This window comes from Roseburia sp. AF25-13LB (assembly GCF_003478915.1).
GTDB lineage: Bacteria > Bacillota > Clostridia > Lachnospirales > Lachnospiraceae > Roseburia_C > Roseburia_C amylophila.
The window spans coordinates 37,985-59,735 of sequence record NZ_QUFO01000010.1; the positions used below are offsets into that span (position 1 = coordinate 37,985).

Genomic DNA, 21,751 nt, shown 5'->3' on the forward strand with positions numbered 1-21,751 from the left:
CAGAAAGGAAGAATCGATATGCTTACAGCCGTAACAGGAATTAACTGGGGAGACGAAGGAAAAGGACGTGTCATTGATCTGCTTGCAGAACATGCAGATGTCGTTGTCCGTTATCAGGGCGGCAACAATGCCGGTCATACCGTTGTAACCAAACAGGAAAAATTTGTCTTAAATCTTCTGCCGTCCGGCATTCTGCATCCCAATGTAGTATGCGTACTGGGGGATGGAATGGTCATTGATTTAGAGCACCTCACCCATGAAATTGAAGATATCGAAAGCCGCGGTATTTCTATTACCCCGGAACATTTAAAACTTTCCAAACGTGCCACCATCTCCATGCCATGGCACAGGATTCAGGATGAACTGGAAGAAACACGTCTTGAGAAATCCGGTGCTGCCTTCGGCTCCACCCGCCGCGGCATTGCTTACGCATACAGCGATAAATACCGGAAGAAAACACTACGTCTTGGTGATTTGCTTCATTTAAAAGAAGAAAATGTCCAGGTTCGGATAAAAACCATGTTGGAATCCAAAAATCTGGAACTGGCAGGCAGTTATCATCAGGAGCCGATGTCTTATCCGGCATTGCTGTCCTGGTGTGAAAAACAGGCTTCCCTTTTTGCACCTTATATCTGCGATACCGGAAGCTTCTTGGAAAATGCTCTTGCCAGCCATAAAAAGGTGGTTTTGGAAGCCCAGCTTGGAGCCATGCGTGATATCGATTATGGTATTTTCCCTTACACTTCAAGTTCCTCCACCATTTCCGCCTATGGTCCGATTGGAGCCGGTATCCCGGGTGAATCCCTAGACCATGTTGTGGGTGTCCTAAAAGCATATTCCACCTGTGTGGGAGCCGGACCTTTCGTAGCAGAAAGAGCCATGTCCGAAGACTGGTGCAACATCCTTCGTAAATTTGGAAATGAATACGGTGCTGCCACCGGCCGTCCACGTAGAGTCGGACCTTTTGATGCCGTTGCCAGCCGTTATGGATTGAAATGCCAGCATGCAGATAAAATTGCCTTAACGAAGCTTGATGTTTTAAGCTCCCTGACAGAAATCCCTGTCATTACTGCTTATGAAAGAAATCATAAGACCACAACCGTCTTCGACCCTACCGAAAATATCGATAGCTTCTCTCCGGTTGTAACAATGCTTCCGGGCTGGAAACAGGATATTTCTGCCTGCCGCAAATATGAAGATTTACCGAAAAATGCCAGATTATACATTGAAACATTAGAACGCCTTTTAGACTGCGATATCCAGTTTATTTCCACTGGTGCAGAACGAAATGAATACATGATAAAGGGGGAATGGCTTTGAGACACCTAATCAGTCCACTGGACCTTACGGAAGAAGAAACAACCCGTATTCTGGATCTTGCAGACCGGATTGGTACCCACAAAGAGGCTTATGCACACCTTGCAGAAGGGAAACAGCTTGCTACACTCTTTTATGAGCCAAGCACCAGAACCCGACTGTCCTTTGAATCCGCCATGTTAAGTCTTGGTGGTCAGACACTGGGATTTGCCGGTGCGGAACAGTCCAGTGCTACCAAAGGAGAAACCGTTGCCGATACCGTCCGGGTAGTAAGCTGCTACGCAGATATTATTGCCATGCGTCATCCAAAAGAAGGAGCACCGCTCTGCGCCTCTATGTATGCAACCATTCCGGTCATTAATGCCGGTGACGGCGGACACTATCACCCAACCCAGACCCTGATTGACTTATTAACCATACGCCAGCGCAAGGGACGGCTTGACCACCTGACGGTGGGCTTCTGTGGTGATTTAAAATTCGGAAGAACCGTTCATTCCCTGGTAAACAGTCTGGTACGCTATCCGGGTAACGAATTCTATTTCATTTCTCCGGAAGAACTCCGCATTCCGGACTATATGATTGAAAGAACCTTAAAGCCTTCCCACAGCACCTATCGGGAAGTCTCTGACTTAGAGGAAACACTTCCAAAGCTGGATGTTCTCTATATGACCCGTGTCCAAAAAGAGCGTTTCTTCAACGAGGAAGACTATATCCGGTTAAAAGATACCTACATTTTAAATAAAGAAAAATTAGAACTGGCTCCTTCCGATATGCCGGTTTTACATCCGCTTCCACGAGTCGATGAAATCTCTGTTGATGTGGATTCCGACCCGCGCGCCGCTTATTTCCAACAGGTACAGAACGGAAAATATGTCCGTATGGCACTGATTTTAGCCCTGTTAGAAATCACGGACCCGCTAACCGGAGAAAAGGTTCTCTAATGTTCCAGTAACTTAATCCGTTTTCTCTATTTTCATTCCGAAACGTTTTAAATCTACTTTTCCGTCCACTACTTCTATACCGTCTGCCATCAAGCGGCGTGCCTGTTCATTCTCGCCGCCAAAGGCAAAGGCTCCGGAAAGCTCTCCTTTTGCATTTACCACCCGGTAACAGGGTATGTTTTCCGGGTCTTTATTCTTATGCAGGGCATTTCCCACAGCTCTTGACATCCGCTTGTTTCCGGCAAGCTCCGCCACCTGTCCATAGGTTGCCACCTGTCCTCTCGGAATTTTCTTTACTGCTTCATAAATCCGTCTGGTAGGGCTGTCCGTTACTAAATCATAGCTTTCTGCTATCATGCGGCAGATATCTTTATCCGGGATTGTGCCATCCACGATTATGGTATTCCAGTGTTCCTTATTCTGATGATACCCCGGAATGACCGCAGGATAGGCACTCCGCCAGAAATCTCTCCACTGAGGGTCTGCTTTTACGTTTAGATTGAGAAATCCATCCCGCATATAAGTCCAGAGAAATGCCTTTTTGCTTGCCTCTACGCGCACCAGCTGCCAGTTCCGGTCATGAAATGGTGCCTCCTGATAGGTGTCCGGGAAAGACAGTCCGTATGCTAATATTTCTTCTCTTGTTTTCATGCTCCACTCTATGCTTTTGTCCATATGCAATCCTTTGTAATCTCTGCCAGACTGTGTACGCCACACATTTTCATGGTATCTTCTAATTCGGTTCCTATCCTGGCAACATAAGACGCTACGCCTTCCCTGCCGCCGCCGTAAACCGCTGTCACAAACGGTCTTGCGATAATTACTGCATCTGCACCTAAAGCAATTGCCTTAAATACATCCGTTCCACAGCGGATTCCACCGTCTACAAAAATTTTCATGGAGCCTTTCACTGCATCTGCAATCCCGCCTAAGACTTCTGCTGTTGCCGGGCACTGGTCTAATACCCTGCCGCCGTGGTTCGATACCACGATTCCGGCAGCCCCGGCTTCTTTTGCCTTTAAAGCTCCTTTTACAGTCATAATCCCTTTTACAATAAACGGAACTCCAGCAAGCTCTGCCACTTCCCGCACTTCTTCCACGGTCTTGCTGCCTGCCGGCGGCTCCAGATTCTTAAGAAATGGCAAGCCTGCTGCATCTATATCCATGGCTACCGCAAAGGCTTTCGCTTCGTGCACCAGTGCCATTTTTTCTTTGATGATTTCAAGATTCCATGGCTTTACCGTTGGAATTCCAAGTCCCTGTTCTTTGGCAATTGCCTTTGTAGCTGCCACCATGACATTACTGTCTGTACCATCCCCGGTAAAGGCTGCAATGCCGCATTCCGCACAGGACGATACCAGAATATCATTATAGGAAATGTCATTGAGACAGTCTCCGTAATGCAGATTCACCGCTCCTACCGGGCCTGCAAAGAACGGATATTTAAACTCTTTTCCAAATAATTTCAGCGAAGTATCCACCGGAGCATTTTCCGCAATGGTATCCATCTGCACACGAATCTCTTTCCATTTATCATAATTACGCATAGCAGTATCGCCGATTCCCTTTGCACCGGGTCCCGGCATCTGATTCCGGCAGGCGCGTCCGTTGCATTCTACACATGCTTTACAATAATTTCCAATCCTTCCTCTTGCCTGTTCGATACATTCTGCATAATTCATTTTTCTTTCCTTCTTTCCACACTTTTTCTTCTCTGACGTTTCCTTATCCACATATCTATCTGCTGCCAAGCACAATCTGTATCAGATTCTTATCCAGCATTATGGTACGGTTCCACGGATTTAAAATGACTCCTTCGATTCCCTCTGCCTGCAATGCTCCTTGAAAAAGCTTTTCTATATCCGCTAAAAATGTGGATTTCACACTTCCGCCACCTTTTAATTCTTCTTCAAAGCTGCTGAAGGCTGCCCACCAGGTCTTACCATCTGTCTCAATCGCCTGTAGCAGCATCTGGCTTCCACCCTTCGGTGGTTCCACTGCCACAATCACCTGACCGCCTTCCTGCATCCGCCGACGAATTACCGTCAGTGTATGGGCTAACTGCTCCGGTGTTGCCTCCTGCTGCAAGCCGGCAATTGCCTGTTCGATTTTTTCATTTCCTATCAGTCCCTCATCTATCTTTTCCTTTGCCATGTGTGGATTCCTTTCTGTGGGGGGTATTTTTTTATCTCATTTTTTACTGCTTAGCACATTTCCAGCAGTGCCATCTCGAAAATCAAAGATTTTCCCTGACTGTCACTGCTCATTATAACACACTTTTGCCGGAAATAGTGGCATCTTAAAGCCATCTGTATTATAATGGCATGGTATTTCATTTTAGGATTAGGAGATTAGACAACATGACACCAGCTAAAACCAGAAGTTCCAACATTGAATTATTGCGTATTCTGGCTATGTTTATGATTATTATTTTTCATATTTCTGACCACTGCGTGAAGGTACAGTTAACAGACACTGCTTCCATGCTGCGTATGAATAACGGACTGTTCTGTGAACCTGTTTTTTATAAGAAGCTCCTGCTTCTTTCCACCTTTGCTCCAATGGGAAAAATCGGAAATGTTATTTTCATTACGATTTCCGGATACTTTATGGTTTCAAAGGGAAACGGAATTAATCTTGCCAAAATTTCCAAGAAATTGCTGTTACAGCTTGGTTTTGCCGCAGTTTCCCTGACACTGGTATCTTCCTTCTGGTACCGTATGACTGACGGTGTCTTTTTAAAACTAGTCAACATCAATAAATTTAACAGTATGTCCTGGTTTGTGGGCTACTATTTCTTCATTATGGTAATCGCTTACCTCTTTTTAAACAAGTTTCTGGCAAAACTGGACAAGCAGAAATATTTTACCTTTCTGATTGTCTTATTTGCATTTATCCAGTTCCGCTGGACCGGAAGTATGGCAAATTCCCTGGCTAACGGACTCCGGACACTGCTGACCGGTATTTTCTTATATGCCTTGGGCGGTTTTATCCACCTTTACAATCCATTTGGGAAAATCAGAACTTATTGCCTCTATCTGATTATTGCAGTTTCCTTCCTGTTTATTTATATTTCTGCTTATAATGTAACACAGACCAATATTCAGACTTACTTTTTAAATGAAAGCAAAGACATTTTTATCCAGAAGATTCCTTCCTTTTCAGACTATAGCATTATTCCGATTCTTGTGGGACTTTCTCTGTTTGAAATCTTCCGGCGCATCCATATTCCATGCAGCCGCATGATTAATTTTGTGGGAGCTTCCACTTTTATGGTTTATCTTTTACATGATAATGCTTTTGCTTACAGTCTCTGGAATACACAGGACTGGATTACCCTGCTCTATGAGCATCCATATATTTACCTGTTTAAGCATCTGCGCTGGGCAGCTGCCACTTTCCTCATCGGCATCCTTTTCTATATTATTTACCTGTGTCTCGGAAAAGCCCTCAGTAAATGCAGATGGTTAGTGATGAAAGAATAATCTTCCTTATATCTGTTGCACAATTCTTCCTCTTATGTCATGATAGAATTGGTTTAAAAAAATACACGGGAGAAAAAAGAAAATGGAAGAATTTAAAAAGGATTTATTGAAAGTCTGTGGGAAAAACACCGCTGCACTGATTATTTTCTTTGTATTAGGTGGCGTTTTCCTTGCCTTCGGTCTTCTGATGTGGATTACTGCTTATGATCCGTTTGACGCACAGACCGATGGTTACGCAACAATGGAGGTTACTTATGTAATGGGGCCATTTGCGGAGCTTACTTCTGATGGAAAAGATCACACAGAATTCTATATTGCAGAGGATTCTGAAGGTTACTGGAGTATCATTGCTACCAAGGGAGAAACTTCCCTTCCGGTCTATGGTGTAGACGTAGATGACACTGTTCTCGACAGCTTACCTGCTCACACGATCCGGGGAAAAAGCACCAGCATGCCTCCTCAGGCAGCTCATTATCTGGTGGATTATCTTTCTGATACCGGACTGGACATTACTACTTACAACTATGACGAGTACTTTGGTGACCATTATCTGGATACCACACACACAGCCGTTGAAAACAGCATTGTACTCTATGTGATTGCTGCCGTATTTACGGTTCTTGGTATTATTATTTTTTCAGCAGGCGGCAACAAGAAAAAGGCCGTTAAGAAAAAGATTGCTCTCTTAGAACAGAATGGCGGTCTGCAGCGGATTTACTCTGATTTTGCCAACAGCCCACGCATTTTTTCACCAAAGCTTGGCGTTGCTGTTTCCAATCATTTCATATTGGATTACAACAATACAAAGGAAGGCTTCTATGTCACTCCTTTAGACGATATTACGAACGTTTTCAAATGTAACATGTTAAATGGTGACCCGACAACAACCAGCTATATTGCACTGGAAACTGCAGATGGTAAACGTACTCTGGTTGCCGCTCACAGTGGAAAAAGCAAAGATTTTGATCAGGTTCTTAATCAGTTAAAAGCAAATATTCATCAGGGAGGTGTTATGACATGGTAATTATCTACGGTACAAGAACAGTTTTTAAACGGGAAGGCCCGGTTGGCACTTCTGTCTGCCCAAACTGCCGGCATAATGTCATGCATACCCTTTGCAGACAGTTAAATCAGGCAACCCTTTTCTATATTCCGATTTTCAGCCACCAGAAACAGCGTGGCATTATGTGCGAAAGCTGCGGTATGATTACACCGGTCAGTGCACAGGAATACCGGGAACGGAAACAGGCTGCAAAGATGTATTATTAAACAATGTCTTATCGATATAACGTCAGCTCTTGCGGATATCTGGCAACACAAAACCGCCACATACACAGGCAATACGCACATCTGATGATGGCTTTGTCTTATGTATGTGGCGGTATTTTAATACTTACTTCTTCTTAGAATACTACGACTAAAAGCATTTTAAACTGCTCTTTTCCATATACGGCATGTGGATGTCCTGCCGGCATTACGATGGACTGTCCTTCCGTCAGTTGGAATTTCTCACCATCAATGGTTACTTCTCCAACTCCATCCAGACAGGTTACAAAGGCATCTCCGCCGGAAGCGTGTGTGCTGATTTCCTCGCCCTTTGCAAAGGAAAATAAGGTTACGCTTACTGCATCATTCTGTGCCAGTGTCTTACTTACAATCTGTCCATCCTGATATGCTACTTCTTCTTTTAAATTTAAAACTTCTTTCTTGGAAATATTTTTTAATAAATCTGCCATTTTTGTGCTCCTTATCTTTTCTTTATCTGATTTGTATAAACCTTTTCGGTGGGTTTATCCATATTGTAGCAGATAACGGAGTGACTGACTGTTGGATTTCCAACATTTATGCAAAGAATTTATTTCAATAGGAAATCTCTTATTTTTTATAGTACATTCTTGCTTCATACGGACGAAGCACGGAAGAATCCTCTGTCTCTTTATAGTTGGAAATGAGAAGCTCCATATCCTCTGTCTCTTCCGTCAAAGGCATTTTCACAGTATTGCCATAGAAATTGCAGACAACAAGCAGTGTCTCATCCGCATTTTTACGCTCATATGCAAAGATATTTTCATCCTCGGCTAACAGTAATTTGAAGCTGCCGTCCACCAAAACAGGATACTCTTTTCTAAAGCTTACCAGCTTCCGGTAGCAGTTGAAAATGGAATCCGGGTCATCTACCTGGCTCTTGGCATTAATGGTTTTATAGTTGTCATTTACTTTTATCCAAGGTGTGCCTGTTGTAAATCCGGCATTTTCCGTATCATCCCACTGCATTGGTGTTCTGGCATTATCACGTCCCTTGGCATAAATGGAATTCATAACATCTTCCTTATCATAGCCTGCTGCGATACGCTCCTTGTATACATTCTGGATTTCAACATCCCGGTAATCCTCGATATTATAGCGGACATTTGTCATACCCAGCTCTTCGCCCTCAAAAATGTATGGAGTTCCCTGCATTCCATGTAATAAAATTGCCAGCATTTTTGCAGACTCTACCCGGTACTCCTTATCATTGCCCCAGCGGGATACGATACGCGGCAAATCGTGATTATCCCAGAAAAGGCTGTTCCAGCCGCAGTTATAAAGCTCTGTCTGCCAGCGGTTCATAATCTGTTTCAACTTTAAGAATGGCAGCGGTGCCAAATCCCATTTATCCTTGCCTTCCTGCTGATCCAGTCCGATGTGCTCAAACTGGAATACCATGGAAAATTCACTTCCATCCGGATTACTGTAAAGCTTTGCCCGCTCCGGATCTGCACCCCAGGCTTCTCCTACGGTAATCAAATCTCCCTTCTGGAAAGTTTCTTTGCTCATTTCACGGAAATACTCATGAAGTCTCGGGCCGTTTATGGTGATTTTCTTATCCGGCTCTTTTGCAATCTGGTCGATTACATCCAGACGGAAGCCACCAACACCTTTTTCCATCCACCATAAAATCATGTCATATATTTCTTTTCGCACCTGCGGATTTTCCCAGTTCAAATCCGGCTGTTCCGGCAAAAACTGATGGAAATAATACTGCTTTATTTCCGGTACCCATTCCCATGCACTTCCACCGAAAACGGCTTTCATATCGTTTGGCTCTACGCCTTCTTCCCCGTCTCTCCACACATAGTAATCATGATATGGGTTGTCCTTACTCTTCTTTGCTTCCTCAAACCATCTGTGTTTATTGGAGGTATGATTTAAAACCAGATCCATAATGATGCGGATGTTGTATTTCTTTGCTTCTTTAATTAAAGCTTCCATATCTTCCACACTGCCGAACATCGGGTCAATATCCTGATAATCAGAAATGTCATAGCCATTGTCCGCCTGCGGGGATTTGCAGACCGGTGATAACCAGATTGCATCAATACCAAGCTTTCCAAGGTACTCCAGCCGCTCCATAATTCCTCTTAAATCACCGACTCCATCTCCATTACTGTCCTGAAAACTTTTTGGGTAAATCTGATATACTACTGCACTTTGCCACCATTTCTTTTCTGTTACGTTATTACTCATTTTGTCCTCCTAAACTTTCTTTACTTATTTTATCTGCTTGCTGCTTCCCTAATGCGGGCAACTAAAAACACCAAGGAGAAAACAACCCTGTGCGATTGCATTTCAGCCATTGTTTATGCATTATAAATACTCTTCTAAAATTTCCGTATTCATTACTTCAAATTTATTTTCTTTCCATTGCATTTTTATCTTAACTGCTGCAGTCTGTCTGTCTAAAAACGCTTCATATAAAAATATATCATCTCCATCCACTGCTATTTTCCATGCTTTTGAAGAACTCAATATCCTTTCTCCAACTTTTAAGTCTTTATAACAACTATCAAATTCTTCTCTTTGATTTTCAGGTAGAACATATTCCTCTTCCAATCCCAATTCAGGACAGGTAACAAGAATTGTATTTTCCTGCTCCGCCTTTTCAATATAAATATCATATCCTGCAGAATATCGCATTCTGGTTTGCTTTCCCGGCAGATTCATTCTTGTGTACTCACTGCCATCTTTTCTCCAGATTGCAATTTCACTTCCACTCTGTATCCATGTATTTCCTGTATGCTCTCCACAAAAGACGATCTCATTTTTCCCGTCTCCGGTAATATCCGCTCCCCATACTTCAAGACCGAGAAATGTATCATCAAATGCTCCCAATTCAAGGTGGTCACCATTTCCAAAGCAAATCGTATATACTTTCTTATTATCATTTCTGAAATACTGGAAAACACGATCTGTTTTTCCATCTCCATCATAATCCTGATTTTTATAGTTTTCCTCAAATAATTTTACATTATCAAGATACCCCTCATACTCAGAAAGTGCTTCATCATAGCCGATATTTATTTTTTCATCTTTTGTATTGGCAATTTTTCTGTCAATTAACGAGTCATACTCTGTACTTATTTCATTCTTTTCCGAATCATCCAGTTCATCATCATAAGGAAACTTATCATTTTTACATGCAGTCAACATGATACACATCACTAAAAATATACCAATATTTTTCTTCATAGCAACCCCAATTTTTCAAATGCATCATACAATCCATTCCGATCCACATCCCCAGTGACATAATCTGCCATAGCCTTTATCTCGTCTCCGCCGCTTCCCATGGCAACACCATAGCCACAGTATTCTAACATAGGAATATCCACTTTGGCATCCCCAAAAGCTATGGTATCTGCCACATCTGCATGAAGATATTCTAACAGATGCGCAATGGCATTGCCCTTGGTGATATTTTTTACGCCCAAATCTCCAAATAATGCAATTTCACCGGCTCCGCCCCAGGTTCCAGCCTGCAAATCCGAAAATTCGGTCACGGCATCTTTATAATCCTGATACTGATTTAAGATAAAGCTTACTTTATTTACATCGTCCCGGTACAGCTCTCCATCAAAAATCATTTCCGGAAATGCATCCCGTACCTTTATTTTATCTGCGCCCTCTTTGCCTTTCCGCCTGGAATATTCCTGAATCACAGGTTCTCCAGCCTCTTCAAATCCGGCACTTGCAAACAGTCCTGCATTACTTTCCAGATAAAATTCCAGTCCGCGCTCCTTTAACCAGTCCACAATATGGCGGCACTGCTCCGGCGTAATCATCTGGTGCATAACCACATGTCCATGATCTTCCACATAACTTCCGTTTCCGCCTATCATTCCATCCAGTCCGATTTCCCAGATATTCTCATAGACTTCTGCTTTACTTCTTCCTGTGCAGATATACACTCTGTGTCCGTTTTCTCTTGCCTTCCGCACCGCAAGAACTGCTGATTCCGACAAACGATTTTCATAATCCACCAAGGTTCCGTCAACATCCAGAAAAATGATTTTTCCCATACTGCCCGTCCTCCTACTCCTTTTCTTCTATCCTACCTGCATTTTTTGAAGAAATCAACATTTTCTTCTAATGTATTTAAATCGATTGGTCGATAAAGTTATTACATGGATGGCATTTTATTTCAAGGGATTGATTGAGATAAAGTGTCTTTATTTTTTTCTGATGATTGCAAAAATGTATGGATTGTAAATTTATCAGGATATTCAAAGTGTATCTGGGTTTTGACATAAAATACCGCAGCTCTAAGATACATGTTTTTCTTTTGTTTATTAAGCCGGTCTTTCCAATGTTTGACAAATCACAGGACTGTTCGTCGAAGTGCGGATGCATCTTAAAGGCTGTTAGGGGCACTTGGAATTTCGTCTGGCAACAGGCAACGCCGGCACAGGGAAGTGCCGGCGAGGCGCATATGAACACGGATGTGAATTTGCGCCGATTGCCAGACAAAAGATTATCCTGCCGAAATTCTTAGTGCCCCTTGCAGGCTTTATCCGCATCCGTACCCGACGGACAGTACTGCGATTGTGTCAAAGCAACGGAAAGACAGCCTGACAGCAAGAAAAACATGTACCTAAGAACTGCTGGCATTTTACGCCAGATAAACCCAGAATGCACTTTGAATCCCTGAAATCTTTACAAGTTACAAATATTCTTTTGCAATCACCAGACAACAACTTCTGAAAGGAGCTCTTATGGCAATTAACTCAATATGGAACAACAACTCCCCAATGGACTACCTCGGTTTTCTGTCCACTGACCCGGATAACAATACTGAGGATAACGAATGGCTGACTCATTTTCAACAGCTTGTGCAGGAAAAGCTTTCTGAAATGAATGAGGATGAGGATTCTACAGCTACGGTAAATCCGGCTGAAGAAATTGCAAAATGGAAAGAAAATATTTATAACAAAATGAAAAATGGTGAAACCGAAGAGAGCTTTCAAATCGGTGGTCAGTCTTTCAGCATGAAGGAATGGGACAAGCTGTTAGACTCCTTTGATAAAGCGGAAGAAGCTTTACAGGAAGCTATTGAAGAGGAAGAAGAAGTTAAGGATAAGGAAATGGCAGAGACAGCAAAGAAAAGCATTGTAAATGATACACCAGCCCAGCCTCTTATCGATATGCTTTTATCCGATACCCTTAAGGTTACGTTTCCGACAGATGCCACAAATGAATCTGATGAAGATGCGGAAGATGTATTTTATATGGTTGCCATGGATGAAAAAGGTATCCGCTGCATCAAAAATGGGTCTGATACTTACGAATGGAAAATTGAATTTGAAGACAATTCCCAGTATGAGGCTGCCTGTGATTTCTTAGGCTGGGCTTCTCCACGAATGGACAAGCTTTTATTTGCAGCCCATGACAATTTCTGGATGGATTATCTGAACGGTGACCTTGATGTAGATGCTTTTAAAGACTTCTTAGAGGGCACTAATAACGGCATTCCAAACTATGGCATTGGTGATGAGGAAAATATGTACATTGACGAGACGAAACTTCAGTGGACAAAATATATGAACCCTCTGGGTGCCCACTTTGGTACCCCGGAAGAATTATTTCCGATTCCGGAATTATAGATTAAATACAATAAAACAGGCACTTTTTTCTGTCAAAACGGGCATGTCCAAAGGAAAATGAAATTGGTAAAATAAAATCGTAAACCTTGATTTTGTCGGTTTGAATCTTACTAAAAATCATTAAAGGGAACGGACGAATTATGGGAAAAAGAAAAAAGTTACTAGGTTTGGTTTTGGTAGTCTGTATGTTGTTTACACTGACACCGATAACTTCCCGGGCAGATGTTCCAACAGAGAAATGGACAGATTTTACAGCAGCTGACTTTGCTGGCGGCAGCGGTACAAAGGATGATCCATATCAGATTGCTACGGCAGGACAGCTTGCAAAGCTGGCATCAGAAGTAAATTCTGGAGTACCTGAGCAAACACATTTGGGGGAATATTTCAAGTTGACCGCTCCAATTGATTTGAGCGGAAAGAGATGGATTCCTATCGGTTATGGAAATGCAAGTTCCAAAGCTTTTTCAGGATATTTCGATGGAAATAATCAGGTCATTACAGGCTTATATGTGGATGAACGGGGAAATAACGTCTGTGCCGGCTTGTTTGGTGTCGTAGTAGCTGTATCTGATGAAACAGTACTGAAAAATTTCTGTATTAAAAATGCTACCATCTATGCCGGAAATTCCACGGATGCAAATGCCAGTCCGGATATTTACGGTGCCGGAGTGCTGGTAGGTTCGCTTACAACGATGGGTGGTTCCAGAGCTACCTTTGTTGGAGTAGAAAACTGTCAGGGAACCGGACAGGTAGACTCCAAGATGTATGCCGGAGGGCTGATTGGTGATGCAAGCCGTGCCCATGTTTCGGATTGTTCCGCGGATGTTACTGTGACAGGAAGGTGTATCAGTGGTGGATTCATCTGAAATGTTTTCCAGGGCTCCTACAAAAACTGTACCGCTAAAGGCAGCGTATCCGGAGGATGGTCAACCGGTGGGTTTGCCGGATGTGTATTTGAGTCCGACGCCAGTGTGGAAATAGAGCATTGTGCATCTTATGGCAATGTTGAGGCAAATAACTGGAATACCGGTGGTTTTGTCGGATATCTGGAAAAAGGAAAGATTCGTAACAGTGTTTCCTATGGTAATGTAAAGAGTACGGTGGCAGGCTGGGAGCCGAAAACCGGTGGCTTTTCCGGTACAAATACCAAAGGAAATATTCAGAACTGTAATGCTGCAGGTACTGTAACAGGTTCTCATCCAACAATTGCACCGGGTGGATTCATTGGATATGATAATAATGGCACCACTGCTGGCTGCGCTTTTGATAAAAAGAAGAACCCTTCACTCAATGCTGTAGGTGCGGATAGTGGAACACCTGGTTCCAACCAGATTAAGGCAGCAGACACAACCTCCCTGCTCTCAAATATCTGCGGCAGTTATCTTGGCGGACATACACTGTCTAAGGTTGACAGAAAAGAAGCAACTCATCTGACAGAGGGAAATATACAATATTGGGTCTGTGCAAATTGCGGTGGTTATTTCAGTGATGCAAGTGGAGCAAATATGATTACTTCTTTGGATGTTGTAATCGCAAAATCAGCAGAGCATACAGCAGACCGTACCGGATGGCATTCCGATGCGGATAATCATTGGAATACCTGTGAATGTGGTGAAAAAATAAATCAATCCGGACATAGCTTTACCTGGGTAATCGACAAGGAAGCTACGTCTACGGAAAAAGGTTCTAAGCATGAGCAGTGTACAGTTTGTAATTATGCTAAAACTGCAGTCGAAATCCCGCCGGTAAAAGCCGGAGCTGAAGAAACCAAAACTTCTTATAAAATTATTGAAGGAACCGAAAGCAGCTATGTCCTGCAGAGTGGCAACAGCCTTACCATCCGGGTGGATGCAGAGTTCTCTAAATTTGCCGGAATCAAAGTAGATGGTGTTCAGATTGGAAAAGATAATTATGATGTGAAGTCCGGTTCAACCATTGTTACTTTGAAATCCTCTTACCTGAATACACTGACTGCCGGAACACATAACCTGGAAATGTTGTGGACAGATGGTTCTGCAAGTACTACGTTTACCATCCAGGCAAGCGTAAACCAGAATCCAGACAATAAAAATCAGGAAACGGCTACAGCCTCAAATACCCATCCTGCAGCTCAAAATAATACAAAGCAGACTACGGATAAATCTCCAAAGACAGGGGATTATAATAATCCTTTGGTATGGGCGGCATGGCTGATTGTTTCAGAAATTATTATTGCTGGTACCGTTTATTATCGTAAAAAGAAACATTTGTAAATAAATATTACCCCATAAAAATGCTCTCTATGTAACAAACTGTATCATTTTACAGGAAACGTTATATAGAGAGCATCTTTCATTCCGTCAAAAATGCTCCAATATAGAACCATTGTATTACCAGAAAATGACCCTCATGTTATCAAAAAAGGAGTACCGAGATTGTAGTGTTCATGATTGCGGTGTCAGGAAGAAAAGATGTGCTATATGCCCCACTTGTGATATACTTAAATATATCTGGAATCATTAAAGCAATCAAAAATTGGGATAGGAAAATTTTTCATTGAAAGGAACGGGGATATGATGGTATTATCGGACAGAGCCGTACTTCCTTTAACCGGAAGCACATTTGAGCCAGGAAACGCTGAAAAAGTAATTAAAGAAATGGAAGATAAAGAATCAGCACAGATTGCATTAGCAGAATATTATTACTTTTCTGCTAATGCAGAACTGTGTGCAGAGACTGTGAAACCATATTTGTCACAAGAAGATATCATGCTTCGTTTATCTGCAGATATGCTCTATACCTTTGCCAATCTGACAATTGGAGATTCCAAAGCGGCACAACAGGCCAGAGATTGTTTGCAATCAGCCTTCTGGCACATGAAACTTATTTAAGGCAGGAATATGCCCGGGCAAAGGGCCTTGTCCAGGGAGCTTTTTTGATGGCAGATACGACATATCCCATACCCATAATATATCTGAACTGTGTGCAGGCAATGTGTCAGATTAATCTGAAAGAACAAAAAGAAGCCATACACTCAGTAAATTCTGCATGGGAAATGGCCAGACCGGATAGATTTTGGGAGCCATTTATTGAGTATCATGGGCTGTTACAGGGATTATTGGAGGTCTGTGTCCGAAAAAAAGAACCAGAGATTTATAAGCAGTTGGCTGGCGGGATAATCTCATTTAGTCGTAGCTGGATGAAAATCCACAATCCTAAGATGCAAAAAACAGTGACGGATCTCCTGTCTCCATTGGAGTTTTCCATTGCAATGCTGGCATGCCGGAACTGGACCAATCAGGAAATTGCAGAGTATTTGGGATTTTCAATGAACACAGTTAAGCATTATGTAGCAGGAATTCTGGAAAAGTTAGGCATCGATAAACGGGATAAAATTAAAAATTTTGTAAATCAATAATATACGAAGGAGAAGGTTTATGATTGTAAAAAGATATGTGAAAAAAAGTACCATCTACATTATTGCTGCCGTTATGGCGGTCTTAACTGCAGGGGCCTTGTATCTTGGAGTGGTTCATCGTTTTACTTATGGGGCAAAGTATAAGAACTACACCACCTGGTCTGCACAGGTTCTCTCTCTGAAGGAATACAAACATGAGGACAGCAATGATAATGTTTATTACCACTACTCGGCTTTTTTAACTTATAACGTAAACGGAACGGTTTATACTCCGGTTACCGATGAGGTCTTTACGGAAGATGATGTTCCTGAGGAAGGCGAAAAGATTCCGATTTTCTACAATAACAGTGACCCTGATAATTATGTGCTTGTCAAATATGACTGGTTGACGAAGTCCTATATTCCTCTCAGTGACAAAGGCGATATCTGGCTTTTTACAGCATTTCTACTACTGGGATTTGTTCTGCTTCTGATTCCGATGAATCTGGAAAATGACCAGGTGCAGGGCGTCATGATTGGAAGCGGACTTCTGCTATTCGGTCTTGATGGTATTGTAATGGGTACTATTATGCATAAATTTCAAATGTCCTTCCTGGCTATCTTTGGTATCTTCGGTGGCATTATCCTGTTCCGCTACCTCTTTATTCCAAAGGAGAAACGCCAGAAAGCCGATGCGGTATCTGCATCCCTGCGGCTGTTCAAGGTTGTTGATATTTATGTAAATCCACAGACCGGTGTGAAAACCGTGGTATTTTCCATGCCGGAAAATAACGGTGCGACCTATGAACTGTTTTCCCTTGACGATATTTATAATCAGTATAACTACGGGGATATGTATCAGATTGACAAGACGGTTCTCTTAGGATTTGGTCTGGGACGACAGATTAACGGCTCTTATACCATTGACATCAACGGTCTGAACCCTTCCCATATACAGCCTTTGAACCCCCTTCTTAAGAAAATGTTTTCACGGGTATAAAAACTGCGAGGGACACGTAAATCGTGTCCCTCATTTTTTGTTTATTTCTGGTTTGCCGGTTCCATATTAACGGCTTTTCCTTTTATCTTCGCATGCTTCATGGCATTTAAGACTTCTTTTCCATATTCTCTTGGCACTTCCACAAAGGTATATTTATCAAACATATCAATGGCTCCCACCAGTCTGCCCGGCATACCGGACTCTCCGGCGATGGCGCCAAGAATATCTCCCGGCTTAATCTTATCTTTCTTTCCAATGTTGATAAACAGTCTTACCATTCCCTCTTCTGCACCGGTATTGGCAAAGTCGTATTCTTCTTTTTCAGAAGAACTCTCCCCTGCCCCCATTGCCTGATAGAGGAAAGCTGCTGCAATATCCATGGCAGTATAATCAGCTTCATTTACCTGCTTCTCAATCAGCTCTATCATATCAGAAAGATTCTCTTCCTCAATGATAGTTCCAATCTGTTCCATGATATTTTCAGCTTTTATCTGTGCCACATCATCAGTGGATGGAATCGGCTGTGCTAAAATCTTTGTCTTGCAGTAACGCTGGATATCTTTTAATTTATAGACTTCCTTGCCTTTTACAAAAGAAAATGCCTTACCACAGCGGCCTGCACGTCCGGTTCTTCCGATTCGATGTACATAATATTCATCATCCTGCGGCAGGTCATAATTAAATACCGCCTCTACATCATCTACGTCAATTCCTCTTGCTGCCACATCCGTTGCAATAAGAATATCCGTCTTTCCTTTCCTGAAATTATTCATGACCCGGTCTCTCTGGGACTGCTTCATATCTCCATGAAGTCCCTCTGCACTATAGCCTCTGCCGGATAATTCCGTTGCCAGCTCATCTACCATTTTCTTGGTATTACAGAATACCAATGAAAGCTTCGGATTATAATAATCCAAAAGTCTCGTAAGGACATCTACTTTATCCTTGCGCTTTACATCATAGTAATACTGGTCAATGTTGGCTACGGTGAGTTCCTTTTTTACAACCTTGATATTGACTGCATCATGCTGGTATTTTCTTGTAATGTCAAGAATCGGCTTTGGCATGGTTGCAGAAAACAGTACGGTCTGATGCTCTCCCGGAATATATTCTAATACAGTTTCTATGTCCTCACGGAATCCCATATTTAACATTTCATCCGCTTCATCCAAGACGATGGTATGGACAAAATCCGGACGGATGGTTTTTCTGCGAAGATGGTCCATCAAGCGTCCCGGTGTTCCGATAATAATCTGTACGCCACCCTTTAGGGCTTTAATCTGGCGGGAAATGTCCTGTCCACCATACACTGGCAGCACTTTTACACCGTGCATATATTTTGCCAGCTTACGGATTTCGTCTGCCACCTGAATGGCAAGCTCTCTGGTGGGAGATAAAATCAAAACCTGCGTTTTCCGTAAAGACGGGTCTACTTTCTGTAAAATCGGAATTCCAAAAGCTGCTGTCTTGCCGGTTCCGGTCTGAGCCTGTCCGATAACGTCCACACCTGATAAAACCACCGGGATTGCCTGACTCTGAATCGGTGTTGCCTCTTCAAATCCCATGTCCGCAATTCCTCTTAAAATCTGCGGATTTAAATCTAATTCATCAAATCTGATTGTATTCATTCTTTTCCTTCCTGTTGCGGGAACTTTTTCCCATCTGTCAGTAACCTGTTCTCCAGTAACTTTATAAAAAGCCACCGCGGCTAATCATAACAGACTGTTTTTTGCTTGTCAATTTACTGCAACAGATTTTTCTTCGACAAAATCAGCGCATCCTTCTGCTTTCTGGTCAGCTTTTTATAGGCTGCTTCCTTCTGCATGGCCTCCTCTTTCGTCCCGGATTCCTCTAAATACCGCAGTTCCACCGGTCCCCGGTTTCTGGTATACTTTGCTCCTTTTCCACTGTTATGTGCTTCAATCCGCTTGTCGATATCAGTCGTCCAGCCGGTATAGAGGCTCCCATCCCGGCAGAGCACCATATAAGTGTAATTATGTTTCTCTTTCATGTAATCCTTCCTATGTAGACCGGGCACCGCCCAGTCTTATCTCTATATAAAGCAATCGACCAAAAAAGTATCTTACTCATATTCCATAAACTGGTAAAAAAGTATCGATTGCGGATTTTTGGCCGTTACATTTTATCTTATGCAGTTTTCTTATGTATGTTCCATTTACCGACAGCTTCCAATACAGATTCCTCCCCGGTTTTCTTCTTTGACCTGATAAAGTAAATCATCGGCTTTCTGCAAAAAGTTCTTCATCGTTCTGTCCTCATCCGGTATATCATAACAGACCCCCTGGGAAATGGATACATAATGCTGTGCCTCTGAAAAAGCGTGCTCCATATCAAGGTCACGGATACTACGTTTTAATTTTTCTGTAAGAATGACTACGGCTTCCCTGGAATATCCCTCATAAATTAAAATGAATTCATCCCCTCCATACCGAGCACAGAAAATACCATCCTTTTCCGCTAACTTTTGAATTTCCTTTGCCACACGGCAGATACATAAATCACCCTTCTGATGTCCATAGTTATCATTATATTGTTTAAAATAATCGATATCCAGTATTTCCACTGCCACAGGGATTTTCTCTGCCATGGCATGTTCGAATACCTTCTGCGCATGCTGTTCTAACCGATATCGGTTCGGGATTCCGGTCAGTGCATCGGTCTGGGACTGTTCTAAGAGAATCCTGTTTTCTTTTTCCATCTTCTTTCTGCTGTGGTTCGTCTCTTCCAATGTATAACGCATATCTAAGATGCAGGTCATGATATATTTATTTTCTTTTTCCAGTATCTCGGACAATTCAAAAAACAAACCGCATGCCTGCAGATATTCACGATTCTTTTCCTGCCGCTTATAATAACGGATTTTTAAAGTCAGAATCCGCTTCTGCATATAAATAATCTTAGCTTCCCTTGCCATCTTCTCTAAAAGTTCTACTAATTTCCAGAATTCCTCTTCCTTTCTGGTATCTAACAGCATCTCACTATAAGCATAAAGATCATCAAAAATATCTAGAATCGGCACTCTGGTATCTGATACCTTCTGCACAATTGCTATATTCTGGTCACATTCTTCTTTCTTTCCCATGGCATTACAGAGTCTTGCTTCAAAGCAGGCAAAGGCAATCTGCTCTAACTCTTCCAGATGTCCACTGCACACCTCTTTTGCCCGCAGTGCATATTCCTGTGCCTGCATATACTCTTCCTGATAAAAGCAGCTGTTTCCCAGTCCTATATAGATATTCAGAAGATAACTGTAATATTCCGGTATTTCCTTATTCTTCTGTAATAAATCATATGCCTGCCCTAAATATTTTTCTGCCTGCCGGTATTCCCCAAAATTATTGTAAAGCATACCGATATTAATATTGATAATAATACCAATATCGTATAATTTATATTTTTCACAATACATTCTGGCGTTCAGATAATAATCCATGGCAAAAGGAGCATTTCCACGATTCATGGAAGTAATGGCAAGAATATTATAGGCTCTTGCCAATAAACCATGCTGTCTGGAATGCTCCAGGTATGGCAGGGAACAGGAAAGATTGCGAAACAGTTTATCCACATCATTCAGAAGATAATATGTCTCGCCACTGTAATAATAGGCATAGCCTAACAGTTTCTCATCATCCTGCTCTCTGGCATAATCTCTTATATTTTTACATAGCATCAATGTTTTCTCGGCATCTGTTCCCCGATTCTTCCGGACACCCTCTAACCATTCCAATACTTCGCTGCTGTAAGCATTAAAATCCATCTTTTTGCGCACCCTTTTTCGTATTTTTTAATGTCTTTTATTATATAGGTATGCGGCTCTTTTTTCAAGTATGGCTCTTTTACTCAAAGAAGCTTACCGGGTCTACCGGTTCGCTATCTTTCTGCAAGGCAAAATAAAGATTACTTCCTTCCACGGAATAATATTTCGTCGGTTCTGCAATATAACCTACCAGTTTTCCTTTGCCGACAATGTCGCCCACTTCATACGGCACTTCCTTAAGCTGCCCGTAAATAGCACTATAACCATCTCCTAAATCCATAGTCACGGTACATCCTGTGACAGCACTGTTGGAAATATCCGTTATCTTTCCTTCTGCGGCTGCGGATACCCTGTCATTTACTTCTCCGGCAATAATCACTGCCGGATTATATTTATACTGATCCAGCGTTGCAAAATACACGGTCTGATCCATGCTGTAATTTAAGACTACATTACCCTGTAATGGCCAGTTTAATCCATCCTCTTCCGCAAAATGCAGTGTTTTTGTGGTGGCTGCTGCCGCCTTTGTCTCTGGCTCATTTTCTGCCTCAGCCGCTGCATTTGCCACATTTTCTTCTTCTGTCTGCCCGCTGTCGGACTGTGCCTGTCCATCCGAATCCTTTGAAGCAACTGCGTTATCAGAAGGTTTTATGATACTGTCTGCTTCTGCCAGTTTCTCCGATGCTTCTTCCTCTGTCTTTGGAAGCGTTGCCACAAAATCATCCGAAGCTCCATCTTCTTTCTTATTGCCTTTGTCTTTTCCTGCATCCTTATCTGCAACATTTTCCTGCTGCTTTTTTTCTTCCTTCTGGGAATAATTATATACTGCTGTCATTGCTCCTGCTGCCAGTACCATGACAGCCAGGGCAATCATCCATGATCTTCTTCCTTTCATTTTCTCACCATCCATATCTTATTTTTTATAAGTATGAAC

The 21,751-nt window shown here is 42.3% G+C and carries 22 protein-coding genes; 11 read left to right on the forward strand and 11 right to left on the reverse strand.

The genetic code is table 11. The features are described 5' to 3' along the window. The first annotated feature begins 18 nt into the window (after positions 1-18). Both DWY37_RS12760 and pyrB read left to right on the forward strand, forming a co-directional pair. Positions 19-1,320: an adenylosuccinate synthase gene (locus tag DWY37_RS12760; RefSeq protein ID WP_118544556.1), complete on the forward strand. Its 1,302-nt coding sequence runs from the start codon at positions 19-21 to the stop codon at positions 1,318-1,320. Then, on the forward strand, positions 1,317-2,258 hold the full coding sequence (gene pyrB / locus DWY37_RS12765; RefSeq protein WP_330408263.1) for an aspartate carbamoyltransferase: 942 nt from the start codon (positions 1,317-1,319) through the stop codon (positions 2,256-2,258). Before DWY37_RS12760 ends, pyrB begins: the two co-directional genes overlap by 4 nt. Before the next feature lie 12 nt (positions 2,259-2,270). Here the strand turns inward: pyrB and DWY37_RS12770 are convergent, their stop codons facing one another. Genes DWY37_RS12770 through DWY37_RS12780 form a run of 3 tightly spaced genes read right to left on the reverse strand, consistent with a single transcriptional unit; the run spans position 2,271 to position 4,412 of the window. Continuing rightward, entirely contained in the window at positions 2,271-2,909 is a 639-nt protein-coding gene (locus DWY37_RS12770) for a methylated-DNA--[protein]-cysteine S-methyltransferase (RefSeq protein ID WP_118541184.1), read from the reverse strand. Between the two features lie 8 nt (positions 2,910-2,917). Next, positions 2,918-3,940 (reverse strand): alpha-hydroxy-acid oxidizing protein, encoded by a 1,023-nt coding sequence (locus DWY37_RS12775; protein ID WP_118541186.1) that lies wholly within the window; start codon positions 3,938-3,940, stop codon positions 2,918-2,920. A 55-nt stretch (positions 3,941-3,995) separates the two neighbouring features. Next, the gene (locus tag DWY37_RS12780) at positions 3,996-4,412 is read right to left on the reverse strand and encodes an SseB family protein (RefSeq protein ID WP_022242721.1); all 417 of its coding nucleotides are present in this window, start codon (positions 4,410-4,412) and stop codon (positions 3,996-3,998) included. 206 nt (positions 4,413-4,618) lie between these two features. On the opposite strand from DWY37_RS12780, the gene DWY37_RS12785 reads away from it, so the two are divergent. The 3 genes from DWY37_RS12785 to DWY37_RS12795 all read left to right on the forward strand — a co-directional run bounded on the left by DWY37_RS12785 (position 4,619) and on the right by DWY37_RS12795 (position 7,012). Then, positions 4,619-5,743 (forward strand): acyltransferase family protein, encoded by a 1,125-nt coding sequence (locus DWY37_RS12785; RefSeq protein ID WP_158561577.1) that lies wholly within the window; start codon positions 4,619-4,621, stop codon positions 5,741-5,743. Positions 5,744-5,825: 82 nt separating this feature from the next. Next, the gene (locus DWY37_RS12790) at positions 5,826-6,767 is read left to right on the forward strand and encodes a DUF6709 family protein (RefSeq protein ID WP_022242723.1); all 942 of its coding nucleotides are present in this window, start codon (positions 5,826-5,828) and stop codon (positions 6,765-6,767) included. Next, positions 6,761-7,012, forward strand: coding sequence for a zinc-ribbon domain-containing protein (locus DWY37_RS12795; protein WP_022242724.1), 252 nt, complete (start codon positions 6,761-6,763; stop codon positions 7,010-7,012). The genes DWY37_RS12790 and DWY37_RS12795 overlap by 7 nt, the downstream gene beginning before the upstream one ends. Positions 7,013-7,146: 134 nt before the next feature. Here DWY37_RS12795 and DWY37_RS12800 read toward each other — a convergent pair whose 3' ends face one another. The 4 genes from DWY37_RS12800 to DWY37_RS12815 all read right to left on the reverse strand — a co-directional run bounded on the left by DWY37_RS12800 (position 7,147) and on the right by DWY37_RS12815 (position 11,082). Beyond that, complete coding sequence (locus tag DWY37_RS12800; protein ID WP_117697884.1) at positions 7,147-7,479, reverse strand: cupin domain-containing protein; 333 nt, start codon at positions 7,477-7,479, stop codon at positions 7,147-7,149. Positions 7,480-7,618: 139 nt separating this feature from the next. Next, positions 7,619-9,250, reverse strand: coding sequence for a glycoside hydrolase family 13 protein (locus tag DWY37_RS12805; protein ID WP_118544555.1), 1,632 nt, complete (start codon positions 9,248-9,250; stop codon positions 7,619-7,621). A 120-nt stretch (positions 9,251-9,370) separates the two neighbouring features. Beyond that, on the reverse strand, positions 9,371-10,252 hold the full coding sequence (locus DWY37_RS12810) for a VCBS repeat-containing protein (protein WP_118541103.1): 882 nt from the start codon (positions 10,250-10,252) through the stop codon (positions 9,371-9,373). Beyond that, positions 10,249-11,082: an HAD family hydrolase gene (locus tag DWY37_RS12815; RefSeq protein ID WP_118541105.1), complete on the reverse strand. Its 834-nt coding sequence runs from the start codon at positions 11,080-11,082 to the stop codon at positions 10,249-10,251. The genes DWY37_RS12810 and DWY37_RS12815 overlap by 4 nt, the downstream gene beginning before the upstream one ends. Positions 11,083-11,775: 693 nt before the next feature. On the opposite strand from DWY37_RS12815, the gene DWY37_RS12820 reads away from it, so the two are divergent. The 6 genes from DWY37_RS12820 to DWY37_RS12840 all read left to right on the forward strand — a co-directional run bounded on the left by DWY37_RS12820 (position 11,776) and on the right by DWY37_RS12840 (position 17,039). Then, positions 11,776-12,663, forward strand: a complete 888-nt coding sequence (locus DWY37_RS12820) for a hypothetical protein (protein ID WP_118541107.1) — start codon at positions 11,776-11,778, stop codon at positions 12,661-12,663. 140 nt (positions 12,664-12,803) lie between these two features. After that, entirely contained in the window at positions 12,804-13,529 is a 726-nt protein-coding gene (locus DWY37_RS12825; RefSeq protein ID WP_118541109.1) for a GLUG motif-containing protein, read from the forward strand. Positions 13,530-13,634: 105 nt separating this feature from the next. Then, positions 13,635-14,915, forward strand: a complete 1,281-nt coding sequence (locus DWY37_RS12830; RefSeq protein ID WP_118544554.1) for a hypothetical protein — start codon at positions 13,635-13,637, stop codon at positions 14,913-14,915. Positions 14,916-15,215: 300 nt separating this feature from the next. Beyond that, positions 15,216-15,533, forward strand: a complete 318-nt coding sequence (locus DWY37_RS16170) for a hypothetical protein (RefSeq protein WP_243092114.1) — start codon at positions 15,216-15,218, stop codon at positions 15,531-15,533. Between the two features lie 47 nt (positions 15,534-15,580). Continuing rightward, positions 15,581-16,060: a response regulator transcription factor gene (locus tag DWY37_RS16175; RefSeq protein ID WP_243092115.1), complete on the forward strand. Its 480-nt coding sequence runs from the start codon at positions 15,581-15,583 to the stop codon at positions 16,058-16,060. Between the two features lie 19 nt (positions 16,061-16,079). Continuing rightward, positions 16,080-17,039: a DUF3592 domain-containing protein gene (locus DWY37_RS12840; RefSeq protein ID WP_118541113.1), complete on the forward strand. Its 960-nt coding sequence runs from the start codon at positions 16,080-16,082 to the stop codon at positions 17,037-17,039. A 41-nt stretch (positions 17,040-17,080) separates the two neighbouring features. On the opposite strand, the gene DWY37_RS12845 is transcribed toward DWY37_RS12840, so the two are convergent. The 4 genes from DWY37_RS12845 to DWY37_RS12860 all read right to left on the reverse strand — a co-directional run bounded on the left by DWY37_RS12845 (position 17,081) and on the right by DWY37_RS12860 (position 21,712). Further along, positions 17,081-18,667: a DEAD/DEAH box helicase gene (locus tag DWY37_RS12845; protein ID WP_118173499.1), complete on the reverse strand. Its 1,587-nt coding sequence runs from the start codon at positions 18,665-18,667 to the stop codon at positions 17,081-17,083. A 113-nt stretch (positions 18,668-18,780) separates the two neighbouring features. Continuing rightward, complete coding sequence (locus DWY37_RS12850) at positions 18,781-19,050, reverse strand: GIY-YIG nuclease family protein (RefSeq protein WP_117697895.1); 270 nt, start codon at positions 19,048-19,050, stop codon at positions 18,781-18,783. A 165-nt stretch (positions 19,051-19,215) separates the two neighbouring features. Next, positions 19,216-20,817 (reverse strand): GGDEF domain-containing protein, encoded by a 1,602-nt coding sequence (locus tag DWY37_RS12855; protein WP_118541115.1) that lies wholly within the window; start codon positions 20,815-20,817, stop codon positions 19,216-19,218. Positions 20,818-20,896: 79 nt separating this feature from the next. Next, positions 20,897-21,712, reverse strand: a complete 816-nt coding sequence (locus DWY37_RS12860; RefSeq protein ID WP_243092116.1) for a M23 family metallopeptidase — start codon at positions 21,710-21,712, stop codon at positions 20,897-20,899. Between the last annotated feature and the right edge of the window lie 39 nt (positions 21,713-21,751).